Source organism: Burkholderiales bacterium (assembly GCA_035518095.1).
Classification (GTDB): Bacteria; Pseudomonadota; Gammaproteobacteria; order Burkholderiales; family JAHFRG01; genus JAHFRG01.
On the sequence record DATIXX010000036.1, the window covers coordinates 24,254 to 36,813 of the forward strand.

Annotated in this window: 13 protein-coding genes; 6 read left to right on the forward strand and 7 right to left on the reverse strand. The window is 54.9% G+C overall.

Annotated elements, in window-relative coordinates; genetic code table 11:
• Nucleotides 1-181 precede the first annotated feature (181 nt).
• The 6 genes from VLV32_06850 to VLV32_06875 are packed head-to-tail and all read right to left on the reverse strand — an operon-like array spanning nucleotide 182 to nucleotide 4,341.
• Nucleotides 182-865, reverse strand: a complete 684-nt coding sequence (locus VLV32_06850) for a haloacid dehalogenase type II (protein ID HUL41604.1) — start codon at nucleotides 863-865, stop codon at nucleotides 182-184.
• The gene (gene cydX, locus VLV32_06855; GenBank protein HUL41605.1) at nucleotides 862-978 is read right to left on the reverse strand and encodes a cytochrome bd-I oxidase subunit CydX; all 117 of its coding nucleotides are present in this window, start codon (nucleotides 976-978) and stop codon (nucleotides 862-864) included. Before cydX ends, VLV32_06850 begins: the two co-directional genes overlap by 4 nt.
• Nucleotides 979-988: 10 nt before the next feature.
• A complete protein-coding gene (gene cydB / locus VLV32_06860) occupies nucleotides 989-2,131 on the reverse strand; it encodes a cytochrome d ubiquinol oxidase subunit II (protein HUL41606.1) in 1,143 nt (380 codons plus the stop codon).
• Nucleotides 2,128-3,690 carry a cytochrome ubiquinol oxidase subunit I gene (locus tag VLV32_06865; protein HUL41607.1) on the reverse strand — a complete coding sequence of 521 codons (1,563 nt, stop codon included), beginning with the start codon at nucleotides 3,688-3,690 and terminating at the stop codon, nucleotides 2,128-2,130. Before VLV32_06865 ends, cydB begins: the two co-directional genes overlap by 4 nt.
• Nucleotides 3,677-3,883, reverse strand: a complete 207-nt coding sequence (locus tag VLV32_06870; GenBank protein ID HUL41608.1) for a hypothetical protein — start codon at nucleotides 3,881-3,883, stop codon at nucleotides 3,677-3,679. Before VLV32_06870 ends, VLV32_06865 begins: the two co-directional genes overlap by 14 nt.
• A gap of 41 nt (nucleotides 3,884-3,924) precedes the next feature.
• Nucleotides 3,925-4,341 (reverse strand): SRPBCC family protein, encoded by a 417-nt coding sequence (locus VLV32_06875; protein HUL41609.1) that lies wholly within the window; start codon nucleotides 4,339-4,341, stop codon nucleotides 3,925-3,927.
• 146 nt (nucleotides 4,342-4,487) lie between these two features.
• Between VLV32_06875 and clpB the strand changes: the two genes are divergently transcribed.
• Nucleotides 4,488-7,067, forward strand: coding sequence for an ATP-dependent chaperone ClpB (gene clpB / locus VLV32_06880; protein ID HUL41610.1), 2,580 nt, complete (start codon nucleotides 4,488-4,490; stop codon nucleotides 7,065-7,067).
• A gap of 56 nt (nucleotides 7,068-7,123) precedes the next feature.
• Complete coding sequence (locus VLV32_06885) at nucleotides 7,124-8,161, forward strand: MBL fold metallo-hydrolase (protein ID HUL41611.1); 1,038 nt, start codon at nucleotides 7,124-7,126, stop codon at nucleotides 8,159-8,161.
• A gap of 140 nt (nucleotides 8,162-8,301) precedes the next feature.
• Here VLV32_06885 and VLV32_06890 read toward each other — a convergent pair whose 3' ends face one another.
• Nucleotides 8,302-9,033, reverse strand: coding sequence for a creatininase family protein (locus VLV32_06890; protein ID HUL41612.1), 732 nt, complete (start codon nucleotides 9,031-9,033; stop codon nucleotides 8,302-8,304).
• A 31-nt stretch (nucleotides 9,034-9,064) separates the two neighbouring features.
• Here VLV32_06890 and VLV32_06895 point away from each other — a divergent pair, with 31 nt between their 5' ends.
• The 4 genes from VLV32_06895 to VLV32_06910 all read left to right on the forward strand — a co-directional run bounded on the left by VLV32_06895 (nucleotide 9,065) and on the right by VLV32_06910 (nucleotide 12,546).
• Nucleotides 9,065-9,595 carry a class I SAM-dependent methyltransferase gene (locus tag VLV32_06895; GenBank protein HUL41613.1) on the forward strand — a complete coding sequence of 177 codons (531 nt, stop codon included), beginning with the start codon at nucleotides 9,065-9,067 and terminating at the stop codon, nucleotides 9,593-9,595.
• 54 nt (nucleotides 9,596-9,649) lie between these two features.
• Nucleotides 9,650-10,528 carry a 4-hydroxy-tetrahydrodipicolinate synthase gene (gene dapA / locus VLV32_06900; GenBank protein HUL41614.1) on the forward strand — a complete coding sequence of 293 codons (879 nt, stop codon included), beginning with the start codon at nucleotides 9,650-9,652 and terminating at the stop codon, nucleotides 10,526-10,528.
• 26 nt (nucleotides 10,529-10,554) lie between these two features.
• Nucleotides 10,555-11,679 carry an outer membrane protein assembly factor BamC gene (gene bamC / locus VLV32_06905; GenBank protein HUL41615.1) on the forward strand — a complete coding sequence of 375 codons (1,125 nt, stop codon included), beginning with the start codon at nucleotides 10,555-10,557 and terminating at the stop codon, nucleotides 11,677-11,679.
• Nucleotides 11,680-11,775: 96 nt separating this feature from the next.
• Nucleotides 11,776-12,546 carry an MBL fold metallo-hydrolase gene (locus tag VLV32_06910; protein HUL41616.1) on the forward strand — a complete coding sequence of 257 codons (771 nt, stop codon included), beginning with the start codon at nucleotides 11,776-11,778 and terminating at the stop codon, nucleotides 12,544-12,546.
• Nucleotides 12,547-12,560: the final 14 nt, after the last annotated feature.

Consider the following 12,560-nt stretch of genomic DNA (forward strand, 5'->3'; position numbering starts at 1 on the left):
TTCTAATCCATTGAAGAGACGCGAGCGGAAGTGAGCGGCCTAATGATCTTCCGAGGTTTTGAGGGAAGACGGGCGATACACGCAGGCAAACCAGATCCAAGCACCGCGGCGGGATTTGCCAACATGCCGAGGCTGGCATCTGCAGCGCGGTGAAGGCCAACCACTTCGGCGTGCGCTGTTGCTAATCGGACTTCCCCGCGATCCGCTCCAGCTCAGTGAGTTTGGTCACTGTCGCTTGCGGTGAGTAACCGAGTTCATCGGCAGATTTGCCAGCGCGATTGACCCAGAAAGTACGCAGGCCGAAAGAACTTGCTCCGCAGATGTCCCAGAAGTTGGAAGAAACAAAACCGATTTCACTTTTTCTTACTTTCAGTTTTTTGGGAGCGAGTGCGTATACTTTCGGGTCGGGTTTAAAAATTTTCAACTCGTCCACGCTGATGACCTTGTCAAAGGTTCGTGTCAGCCCGTTGTTTTTAACCAGCGCTTTGAGCATTTTCGGCGAGCCGTTGGAGAGTATCGCGAGCTTCAGGTGGGATAGCGCGGCCAGAGCTTCCCTTACTTCAGGATACGGCTCAAGGTGCAGGTACGCCTGCATCAGCCGCTTGCGCGATTCAGTCGGGCAATCGAGTTGCAATGTTATACAGGCGAACTTGAGCGCAGCTTCGGTGATTTTTTCGAAATCCTGATAGCGCCGCATCAGGCTTTTGAGCCAGGAGTATTCGAGCTGCTTGGCGCGCCAGATTTGACTTAACTCTGCTCCTCGGCCCGGAAACAGCTCATCGCAAAGTTGAATGACGGAATGCACATCGAACAGGGTCCCGTAGGCGTCAAATGCCAGCGCCTTGATTTGCGGCCCGCGCGTCATTCTTTAGGCCGCTGATCTTCCCGGGAAAAATATTCCGCTTCAAGCCACATAACATTGATGATGCCGAAGGCAAGCGCCACACCCACACCCAGAATCCACGCGAAGTACCACATTGACTAGCTCCTAGTAAGCCGTATGTTCATCATCGCGAATCGACTGCACCGTAATCTTTCCGCGCAGCACCGCGTATACCCAGGACGTATAAGCGAAAATTATTGGCAGAAAAATCACCACCACCCAGAACATGATTTGCAAAGTGTGATGACTCGAGACCGCATCCCAGACCGTCAAACTGCTGTTCGGAGAACTCGAAGAGGGCATGATAAATGGAAACATCGCCAGACCCGCGGTCAAAATCACCGAAGCGACCGCTAAAGCGCTGAAAATGAAGGCGGTGGCCGCTCGGTTTGCCGCCGACAGCAACCAAGCGATAATCGCAGCGCCTACAGCAAGTATGGGTGCAACAACGCTCCACGGGTAGAGCGAGTAATTGTTAAGCCACGCACCGCGCGCTTTTACGACCATCTTGGCGAGCGGCGTTATAACTGAATTCGGCGACGGCATGGAAATGATTTTATAGCCCTCGGCGCCGGATACAATCCACAACCCCGCGAGCAGGAATGAAATGATGAGTACGATTGCCGATACTTTTACAGCCTGCTTGGCGCGCGCATTAATTTCACCCTCGGTGCGGTTTTGCAGATAGACGGCTCCGTGCATGGACAGCATCGAAACGCTTACTATTCCGGCCAGCAGCGCAAATGGATTTAACAGCGCCCAAAACGAACCGGTATAGGTCACGCGCAAATCGGCGTCAAATTGAAACGGCACGCCCAATAGGAGATTGCCGAATGCCACTCCGAATATCAGCGCAGGAACCGCGCCGCCGGCAAACAAACCCCAATCCCAGGCATGGCGCCAGCGCGGATCGTGCACTTTGCTGCGGTAATCAAAACCGACCGGCCGAAAGAACAGCGCGAATAAGGTAAGTATTAACGCGATGTAGAAGCCGGAAAAGGCTGCTGCATAAACCAGTGGCCACGCCGCGAAAATAGCGCCGCCCGCAGTGACGAACCAAACCTGATTCCCTTCCCAGGTCGCACCCACCGAGTTGATGATTACGCGGCGCTCCTCTTCGTTTTTTCCAAGGAACGGGAGCAGTGTTCCGATGCCCATGTCAAACCCGTCCATCACGGCAAATCCGATCAACAGCACGCCGATAAACAGCCACCAGATGAACTTGAGTGTCACATAATCGAAAATCATGCGTGCGCCCCGGCGGTTTCGTAGTGGTAGGCGCCGGTTCCCAGACTGCTCGGACCGAGCCGCGCGTACTTGAGCATGAGGTAAAGTTCTACGATCAGCAAAAATGTATAGAAGAAAATAAACCCTCCGAGGCTGAAATAAACGTGGTCCGCTGGAAGGTTGGAACTGCTCAGGAAAGTCGGCAGCACCTCAGAGATGGTCCATGGCTGGCGACCGTATTCCGCGACAACCCAGCCCAACTCGGCCGCTATCCACGGCAATGGGATGGAGCACAGCGCAACTATCAGCAGCCAGGTTTGGTGCTGAACATCCCGTCTCGCGCAAAAATAGAACGCGCACGAAAAGATGAGCAAGAAAAGCATCCCTAGCCCGACCATGAAGCGGAACGCCCAGAACACCGGCCACACCTTCGGGATGGTGTCGTCTGCGGCCATAAGCTTTTGTTCTAGAGTCGCATCCACCACATTTGGCGTGTATTTCTTGAGCAGCAGAGCGTAACCCAAATCATCCTTGTGCTTGTTAAAGGTATCCAGTACCTCCCGGCTGTTGTCCCCGTTGCGCAGCTTTTGCAACGCACCATAGGCGACGATGCCGCTGTTTATGCGCTTCAAATGATTCGCCTTGAGATCTTTTATCCCAAGCACTTTTTCATCCACCGAGTGGGTCGCTAGCAAGCCCAGCAGATAAGGAATATGAATTGCATCATTCGTTCGCTCCGTTTTGTCATCCGGGAACCCGAACAGCGTGAACGAGGCGGGAGGTTTCTGAGTTTCCCATTCTGCTTCAATTGCCGCAAGTTTGACTTTCTGCACTTCGCCGACGGTGTAACCGCTCGAATCACCAAGCACCAGGACCGACAAAGTGGACGCAAGCCCGAAGCCGGCGGCCACGGCGAAGGAACGCAACGCAAAACCGGTGTCACGCTTTTTGAGCAGGTAATAGCTGGAGACGCCGAGCACGAACATCGAGGCGGTGACATAACCCGCTGCAACCGTGTGCACGAATTTCACTCCGGCCACAGGATTATAGAAGAGCTGCGAGAAGCTCACTAATTCCATACGCATGGTTTCGTAATTGAATTGGGCGCCGACCGGGTTTTGCATCCAGGCATTGGCAATCAATATCCACAACGCCGAGAGATTGGAGCCCAGCGCCACCAGGAAGGTCACCGCTAGGTGCTGCCTCTTGCTTAGCTTTTGCCAACCGAAGAAAAACAATCCCACGAAGGTGGATTCGAGGAAAAAGGCCATCAGACCCTCGATTGCAAGCGGCGCGCCAAAGATGTCACCGACGTAATGCGAGTAATATGCCCAGTTGGTGCCGAACTGGAATTCCATGGTAAGGCCGGTGGCGACCCCCATCGCGAAGTTGATGCCGAACAGCTTGCCCCAGAACTTGGTCATGTCGCGGTAAATCTGCTTGCCGGTCATCACGTAAACGGATTCCATGATGACCAGGATCCACGACAAACCGAGCGTCAGCGGTACGAACAGAAAATGGTAAAGAGCGGTGACCGCAAACTGCAGCCGCGATAATTCAACGACCTCAGGGCTCGGCATGATTCGCATCCTTATGGACGTGGGGCGCGCTAAGCAAGGTATTTCCCACGCGGGCGGCATCAAGATTTTTATCCGGCGGACTGGAAAACCAGGCGAGCCAAATGAGGTACAGCGCAATTGCCTTGATTACCAGCATGAGCGTGATATCGCGCCCGAGAGGGGAGATGCGCAGCCGTGCTCGTCGTTGGCTCATGTCCGGATTAAATACAGCAGGGCAAGTTTAATTGCTGCTCGTTAATGATACATCTTTTTTAAATTGTCAAAGCCCGCCTGATAAATCCCCTGAATTACCTTTATCGCCTCCTCGGCTTTTACGCCTTTTGGTTCGAATTTGCTGGACCATTCGACCGTCGAGGTCCCGTCGCCGTTGTCCTTGACCCTGATCTCGGCAATATAACCGTCGACCGGTAGCGGGCTATCGGTTATCGAATAGCGGTAAAGCTTCTCCTTCTTGTTAATATGTTCCAGACGCTCGACGATACTGCCTCCCCCGACCAAACTCAGTTTGCGCGTTGAACCCTTGCTTTCACCGTCGGATATGCACTTTTCGACCGCGGGGTGCCAATCTCCCAGCGCGCCGAAGCGGCCTATGGCATCCCACAATATATTTGCCGGAACGACGAGCTTGGTTTCCATTCTGACCTTTGCCATGATGGGCTCCTTGTGTATTGACGGCGGATGGTCTATTTTCCCCCAAAACCGAGCAGCAAGCCAAATCGTAATTAGCAGCGGCTTGAAACAGCGGGCTAAAGCCCCATTTACAATTTGGCCAAGCGGTTACAAACCCCGGAGCAATCATGCGATTTGATAAATTTACGACCAAGTTCCAGCAGGCGCTTTCAGACGCGCAAAGCGTGGCGGTAGGCCATGACAATTCTTATATTGAGCCACAGCACCTGCTGCTGGCATTGCTGGACCAGGGGGATGGTGGTACCGCATCGCTCTTGGCACGCGCCGGCGTCAGCGTGCCGCCGCTGCGCGCAGCGCTCAAGAAAAGTATTGAGGCCTTACCCAAGGTAGAAGGAACTGCGGGAGAAATCAACGTGTCGCGAGAGCTCGCCAACGTGCTAAACGTTACCGATAAGGAAGCGCAGAAGCGCGGCGACCAGTTCATCGCTTCCGAGCTTTTCCTGCTGGCGTTGACTCAGGACAAAGGCGAGACCGGCAAGCTGTTCAAGCAGCATGGGGCAGAACGCAAGCATTTGGAGCAGGCGATCAGCGCGGTTCGCGGTGGCGAGACGGTCGAGAATCCGGAAGCAGAGGGCAGCCGCGAGGCGTTAAAGAAATATACGCTCGATATCACCGAGCGGGCGCGGCTGGGCAAGCTCGACCCGGTCATCGGACGCGATGACGAAATCCGCCGTACCATTCAGGTGCTGCAGCGGCGCACCAAGAACAACCCGGTGTTGATCGGGGAACCCGGCGTAGGCAAGACTGCGATAGTCGAGGGCCTTGCACAGCGCATCGTCAACGGCGAGGTGCCCGAGACGCTGAAAAACAAACGCGTACTCGCGCTCGACCTGGCGGCCCTTTTGGCAGGCGCCAAATACCGAGGCGAGTTCGAAGAACGGCTCAAATCCGTGCTCAAGGAACTGGCGAAAGATGAAGGACGCACCATTGTATTTATCGACGAGCTCCATACCATGGTCGGAGCAGGCAAGGCGGAAGGCGCGATCGACGCCGGTAATATGCTGAAACCGGCGCTGGCGCGGGGCGAGTTGCATTGCGTAGGCGCGACCACCCTCGACGAATACCGCAAATACATCGAAAAAGATGCGGCGCTGGAACGGCGTTTCCAGAAAATCATGGTGAACGAACCGACGATGGAGGACACCATCGCCATATTGCGCGGACTTCAGGAAAAATATGAACTGCATCACGGCGTGGAAATTACCGACCCGGCAATCGTTGCCGCTGCGGAGCTTTCGCAGCGCTACATTACGGACCGCTTTTTGCCCGACAAGGCGATCGACCTGATAGACGAGGCGGCGGCGCGCATCAAGATGGAAATTGATTCCAAGCCGGAGACAATGGATAAGCTCGAGCGGCGCCTAATCCAGTTGAAGATCGAGCGCGAAGCAGTGAAGAAAGAAAAAGACGAAGCCTCGAAAAGACGCCTGTCGCTTATTGAAGGCGAGATCAAGAAACTCGAACGGGAATACGCCGACCTGGAGGAAGTCTGGAAAGCGGAAAAAGCGCAGGTCCAGGGATCGCAGCACATTAAGGAAGAGCTGGAGAAACTCAAGATCGAGATGGAAGCCGCTAAGCGCAAGGGCGATTGGCAAAAGGTTTCCGAATTGCAGTACGGGCGAATACCGCAGCTCGAGGCACAGCTGAAACAAGCTGACAAATCGGGCGCCCACAGCGCCAAGCACAAGCTGCTGCGCACCCAGGTCGGCGCCGAGGAAATCGCCGAAGTGGTGTCGCGCGCGACCGGAATTCCGGTTTCGAAAATGATGCAGGGCGAGCGCGAAAAACTGCTGCACATGGAACAACGGCTGCATAACCGAGTGGTGGGACAGGACGAGGCCGTAAAGCTGGTTTCCGACGCGATCCGCCGCTCGCGCGCAGGTCTCGCCGATCCCAGGAGGCCTTATGGATCGTTCCTTTTCCTCGGCCCCACCGGTGTCGGCAAAACCGAATTGTGCAGGGCGCTGGCGGAATTCCTGTTTGATTCGGAAGACCACCTCATCCGCATAGACATGTCTGAATTCATGGAAAAGCATTCGGTGGCGCGACTGATCGGTGCGCCGCCAGGGTATGTTGGTTATGAAGAAGGCGGTTACCTTACCGAGGCGGTGCGACGCAAGCCCTATTCGGTGATCCTGCTGGATGAGGTGGAGAAAGCACATCCGGACGTGTTCAATGTGCTGCTGCAGGTTCTTGACGACGGACGCATGACCGACGGCCAGGGGCGAACCGTAGATTTCAAGAACACCGTGATTGTGATGACCTCCAACCTCGGTTCGCAGATGATTCAGCAAATGGCGGGCGATGACTACCAGGTCATCAAGCTTGCCGTGCTTGCCGAAGTCAAGGCCTATTTCCGGCCGGAGTTCATCAACCGCATCGATGAAGTGGTTGTATTCCACGCACTCGACGAAAAGAACATTAAATCCATCGCCAACATTCAGCTTAAGTATGTTGAAAAGCGTCTCGCACAGATGGATATCAAGCTTGAGGTCAGCGATTCGGCCTTGGATGAACTCGCCAAAACCGGATTTGATCCGGCATACGGGGCGCGCCCGTTAAAGCGTGCGATACAGTCCCAGATGGAAAATCCGCTGGCCATGGAAATCCTGGAAGGCCGTTTTGCGCCCAAAGACAAGATCAAAGTGGAATACAAAAACGGCAAGTTTAGTTTCAGCAAGGTCTGAATTGCGGCCTGTGCCAGGGGCTATAATCGACAAACCTAAAGTTCTCCGGGCGTTAAATGTTATTTCGTGAATTGAATCAGGGCAAATGCAAGACCTATTTGCTGGGCTGCGAAACGACCCGCAAAGCGCTGCTAATTGACCCGATACGGGAAAAGACCGACCGTTATTTGGCAACGTTGGCGTATTTCGGATACCAGCTGGAACTGGTCATCGACACGCATACACACGCCGACCACCGCACGGCAGCGTTTGAGTTGAAGGAACTTACCGGTGCCAAAGTAGTAATGCACCGCCACGCGCCCGCGCCGCTTGTGGACATGCATGTTCAGGACGGGCAGACCATCGATTGCGGGGAAATGCAGCTACGGGTATTGGCAACGCCCGGCCATACTCCCGACAGCATGAGTCTGTATTCCGATGGCAGGGTTTTTACCGGAGACACATTGCTGATCCGTGGGACCGGGCGAACCGATTTTCAAGGCGGCGACGCCGGGATGCAGTACGACAGCATTACCCAAAAACTGTTTGTTTTGCCGGATGACACCCAGGTGTACCCGGCGCACGACTATCGTGGCAACACTCAGTCCAGCATCGGCGAAGAAAAGCACCTGAATCCGCGCATTGCCAACCGTTCCAGAACCGAGTATGTGGAATTAATGGCAAAACTCGGTCTGCCCTTGCCGTCCAAAATCCAGGAAGTGCTTCAACCCAACCAAACCGCGCTCGATGACGATCGTATTGCGTTCCCGACCGTAGCCGAACTCAATCAAGTTCGCCAGCTGAATGCTAGCGAGGTGCAGGCGTTGGTCAAGGGCGACGCACCACCGCTCATTCTCGATGTGCGGGAGCCCAACGAATACTTCGGCGAGCTGGGGCATATTCGCGGCAGCAAGCTGGTTCCGTTAAAGGACCTCGCCAGCCGGGCGAATGAATTCGAGGCGCATAAGAACAAGCATGTGATCGCCATTTGCCGTGCCGGCGTGCGCAGCACAACCGCGGCGGCGATTCTTACCAGTGTTGGTTTTGAGCAGGTTTCCAATCTTCGCGGCGGAATGCTTGAGTGGGTCGAACAACAACTGCCGGTTGAGCATTAATGAGTTGTTGCAACTTCGTTGCGGAGGCGATTTATCCCGGGTTACCATCGTGCCCATATTTGTTTTTTATCACATTCCGCATTCTCGACTCTGTTTCCCCGTTCGGGCTGTGATGTTTTGCTGCGGTTCTGGCAACCACGTCAAGTGATTGCGTCCAGAATATCTTCAAGCATTGCAGCGAGCAGCAGTCTGCCTTTTTGCTTGCTGGCAAGGGTCGGGTCGCCGTAGACGCCGTCCGGCGAGTAATTTGGATGCGATTTGTCGTTTCGCACCAATGCTCCAGCTTGCATCTCGCGTCCAGCCCAGGAGCGGGCCCGCCTCATGTTTACTTTATGCGGTGCAACCACGAGCATGATTGAGGTTTCCGGTTCATCGGCATGACTGCCGCGAGCTTGTTGCCCAATTTTCTTAAAGACTTCAAGATAGCGCCGGCCCCGGTACACATTGGCAAGTTTAATTTGTCGACCGGTGCGCACGACCGCGTTTTCTAGAGCAGCAATGGTGCTAATCCCTGTGTTTAAAATGAGCGCGGATTTGATGCCGCTGCTGAAAATGTTCCTTAACGTTTCTTCCGCCAATTTTTCAAACGTTGCGCGGCTCAGACTGCAGCTGCCCGGATAATCGGCAAAGGCCGGATAATGGCCGTAGCTCAGTGTCGGCCAAACCAGTACGTCGGCTTTTTCAATGAGTCGGGAAGCCAACCATTCCGCTTGCAATTGATCAGCATTGAGCGGCAGATGCGGACCGTGCGCTTTGGCGGCTGCTCCGACAGGCAGAATCGCGGGCGCGCCGCAATGAATGCGTTTCTCGACTTCGGGCCAACTGAGATTTGCAACCCATGCGCCCCGCGGTTTGGCTGTATGATCTGCCATGAGGAGAAATTCTGGTGGAGACTAGCGCGTTATGCAATCGCAACATGACTTGACGGCACCTTCCGACTGGGTGTGCCGCTTTGTCAAATTGATTCCAGCAGGGGGACGGGTGCTCGATTTGGCCTGCGGAATGGGCCGACACGCGCGCATGCTCGCCGGCTTGGGATATCGCGTCGAAGCCGTGGACAGGGATGAATCGTATTTGCGGGTTGTGCGCGATGTGGACGGAGTTTCGGTTCGTTGCGCGGATCTGGAGGCTGGCCCGTGGCCTTACAAAAACCCGCGCTTTGCCGGAATTATTGTATGCAATTATCTGCACCGCCCACTATTCCCACACCTGTTGGCAGCTTTGGGGCGCAATGGAGTACTGATATATGAAACCTTCGCTGCGGGCAACGAACGTTTTGGCAAGCCGACTAACCCGGATTATTTGCTCAAACCCGGCGAATTGCTGGAGGTGGTGCGCGGTCGATTGCGCGTAATTGCCTATGAAGACGTAGTTGTCGCGCAGCCCAGACGCGCATTAGTGCAGCGAATCTGCGCGGTGCGCGATAACGCTTAAGAAGCAGTGCGAATTTAAGGTAAAATACCGTCTCTAGTTATCAGGTAATAGGCAATGCTCAAAGGTAGTTTGGTGGCGATTGTCACCCCTATGGCGGAGGACGGCGGCCTCGATTTTCCGCGATTGCGCGCCTTGGTGGACTGGCATATACGCGAAGGCACGGACGGCATCGCGGTGGTCGGCACAACCGGCGAATCGCCGACGGTGGACATCGAAGAACACTGTGAGCTTATCCGCGTCGTGGTCGAACATGCGAAAAAACGCATTCCGGTGATTGCTGGTACCGGAGCCAATTCCACCAGCGAAGCGATCGAGCTTACCCGCTACGCCAAAAAAGTTGGCGCCGACTACTGTCTCTCAGTAGTACCGTACTACAACAAGCCGACGCAGGAAGGTTTATACCGCCATTTCAGGTTGATTGCAGAAAGCGTGGATATCCCGCAAATACTCTACAACGTGCCGGGCAGAACTGCTTGCGATTTGCAGAATCAAACGGTGTTGAGGCTGGCACAAGTGCAAAACATTGTCGGCATCAAGGACGCCACCGGAAGCATCGATCGCAGCAGCGATCTGGTGCGGCAGGCGCCGCAAAATTTTGCGGTGTACGACGGCAACGACGCAAGTGCTTTGGCGCTGATGCTGCTGGGCGGGCAGGGGGTAATTTCGGTCACCGCGAATGTCGCGCCCAAACTCGTGCACGAGATGTGTAACGCGGCGTTCAAAGGCGATGTTGCGACGGCTCGCGGCATCAACAACAAGCTTTTTGAATTGCACAAGAATCTGTTTGTCGAGGCCAATCCGATACCGGTGAAATGGGCGCTTGCACGAATGGGATTGATCGGGCCAGGCATACGCCTTCCAATGACACCGCTTTCGCCGGCTCATTATGAGACAGTAACTGCCGCAATGCGCCAGGCGGGAATAAACGCGTAAAGCCGGGTAGACAGGTCGATGAAAACATGAGGAGGATCGCAAAGCACGTACTGCCGATGCTGGTTGTCGCGCTGGCGCTGGGCGCCTGCGACTCGATTCCTTTCTTAAAAAAGGACGAGTACAAGTCGGCAAAGCAAGGGAAGCCGCTCGATGTTCCGCCTGATCTTACTACGCCCGGAGAAAACGAGCGCAATGCCGAGGGCCAGGCGCAGAACATCACCACTTTCTCCGAATTTAGCAAGGAAAAAACTCCGCAGGCCGGCGTAGAAGAAGCGAAGGTGCTGCCGGTGTTCGACAAGAAACTGCGCGTTGAGCGCGATGGTAACCAGCGCTGGCTGGTAGTGCCCGAAAGTCCGGATAAAGTCTGGCCCGTCGTCAAGCAGTTCTGGCTGGATAACGGTTATGAGCTTAAGACTGAAATGCCTGAAGCCGGCGTAATGGAAACCGATTGGGCGGAATACCGGGTGAAAGTGCCTGAGGGGGGAATCCGCGGTTTGATTAACAAGGTGCTAACCACGGTAACCTCGACTTCGCAACGCAACAAGTTCCGCACGCGTCTTGAGCGCGGAAACGATCCTAATACCACGGAGATTTTTATCAGCCACTACAGCATGGCCGAAGTGTACGAGAACGAATACGAGGACCACACGATCTGGCAGCCGAGCCCGCCGGATCCTCAGCTCGATGCAGAAATGCTGTCTAGGCTGATGGTGCGCTTTGGGACTAAAGAAGAACAGGCTAAAGAACTTGTGGAGGCTGCTCCCGCGACTAACCGCGCCAGCCTAAGCAAAATGTCGGATGGCACCGGGTCATTGTCGATCAACGATGGCTTTGACCACGCCTGGCGGCGCGTCGGGTTAGCGCTCGACCGCGTGGGCTTCGCTGTGGAAGATCGCGACCGCTCCCAGGGCGTTTACTTCGTGAGTTACGCGGATCCGGAGGCCAGTGATTATCACAAGAAAGGATGGCTGGATAAACTGGCGTTTTGGAAGTCGGATGAGAAGAAAAATCCTAAAAGCAAAAGCTACCGCATCCTGGTGCGAAGCGAGGGAGACCAAAGCCGAGTCAATGTGCTGGACAGCGACGGCCTTCCGGATTCATCCGATACAGCCAATCGAATTTTGACATTGCTGTATGAACAATTGAAATGAGGTGCAACATGAATGGTGAAACGTGAAAAGAGTCGCGTGTCGCGGGTTCGGCTTTGATTCGACGCTTCACGTCTTACAGTTCACGTTTCACAGTTCATGATGCGTTTCGCTTCCCTGGGCAGCGGCAGCCAGGGCAATTCCCTGGTGGTGGAAGTGGGGCAGACCAGGGTCATGCTGGATTGCGGTTTTGGCATCAATGAAACGGTCCTCAGATTATCCCGTCTGAAACTCGCGCCGCAACAGATAAGCGCATTAGTTGTGACCCACGAACACTCGGATCACATTGGTGGAGCGGTCAGACTCGCACGCAAGTTTGGTATGCCGGTCTGGGTTACTTGCGGCACCGCAAGTGTATTTCGCGAAGAATTTTCAAGCTTGCCGCAGGTGTGTTACTTTGAGGTTCACCAGCGTTTCAGCGTTGGAAATATCGAGCTCGAGCCGTTTCCGGTGCCGCACGATGCGCGCGAGCCGGCGCAATTTGTCTTCGGCAACGGAGCACGACGCCTGGGTGTGATTACCGATACCGGCAGCTCAACCTCCCATATCGAAAATGTGCTGAACTGTTGTGACGCGCTGGTGCTGGAATGCAATCATGATTTGGAAATGCTTAAAAACGGCGCCTATCCGGCTCCTCTCAAGGAGCGCATTGCGGGGCGCTTCGGCCATTTGTCGAACGACGATGCGGCGAAACTGCTTGCCGCTCTTGACCGCCACCGCCTGCAGCACCTCATCGCCGCCCACTTAAGCCAGAACAACAATACCCCGCAGTTGGCCAAGGCTGCCCTTGCCCGAGTGATGAATTGCGATCCGGAGTGGGTGGGTATCGCTGACCAGCAAAACGGTTTTGCCTGGCGTGAGATTGCCTAGGGCAAAAAAAGCCG

Coding starts and splice junctions, on each gene's coding strand:
- VLV32_06850 (HUL41604.1), bottom strand. CDS start 865: ATGACGCGCGGGCCGCAAATCAAGGCGCTGGCATTTGACGCCTACGGG.
- cydX (HUL41605.1), bottom strand. CDS start 978: ATGTGGTACTTCGCGTGGATTCTGGGTGTGGGTGTGGCGCTTGCCTTC.
- cydB (HUL41606.1), bottom strand. CDS start 2,131: ATGATTTTCGATTATGTGACACTCAAGTTCATCTGGTGGCTGTTTATC.
- VLV32_06865 (HUL41607.1), bottom strand. CDS start 3,690: ATGCCGAGCCCTGAGGTCGTTGAATTATCGCGGCTGCAGTTTGCGGTC.
- VLV32_06870 (HUL41608.1), bottom strand. CDS start 3,883: ATGAGCCAACGACGAGCACGGCTGCGCATCTCCCCTCTCGGGCGCGAT.
- VLV32_06875 (HUL41609.1), bottom strand. CDS start 4,341: ATGGCAAAGGTCAGAATGGAAACCAAGCTCGTCGTTCCGGCAAATATA.
- clpB (HUL41610.1), top strand. CDS start 4,488: ATGCGATTTGATAAATTTACGACCAAGTTCCAGCAGGCGCTTTCAGAC.
- VLV32_06885 (HUL41611.1), top strand. CDS start 7,124: ATGTTATTTCGTGAATTGAATCAGGGCAAATGCAAGACCTATTTGCTG.
- VLV32_06890 (HUL41612.1), bottom strand. CDS start 9,033: ATGGCAGATCATACAGCCAAACCGCGGGGCGCATGGGTTGCAAATCTC.
- VLV32_06895 (HUL41613.1), top strand. CDS start 9,065: ATGCAATCGCAACATGACTTGACGGCACCTTCCGACTGGGTGTGCCGC.
- dapA (HUL41614.1), top strand. CDS start 9,650: ATGCTCAAAGGTAGTTTGGTGGCGATTGTCACCCCTATGGCGGAGGAC.
- bamC (HUL41615.1), top strand. CDS start 10,555: ATGAGGAGGATCGCAAAGCACGTACTGCCGATGCTGGTTGTCGCGCTG.
- VLV32_06910 (HUL41616.1), top strand. CDS start 11,776: ATGATGCGTTTCGCTTCCCTGGGCAGCGGCAGCCAGGGCAATTCCCTG.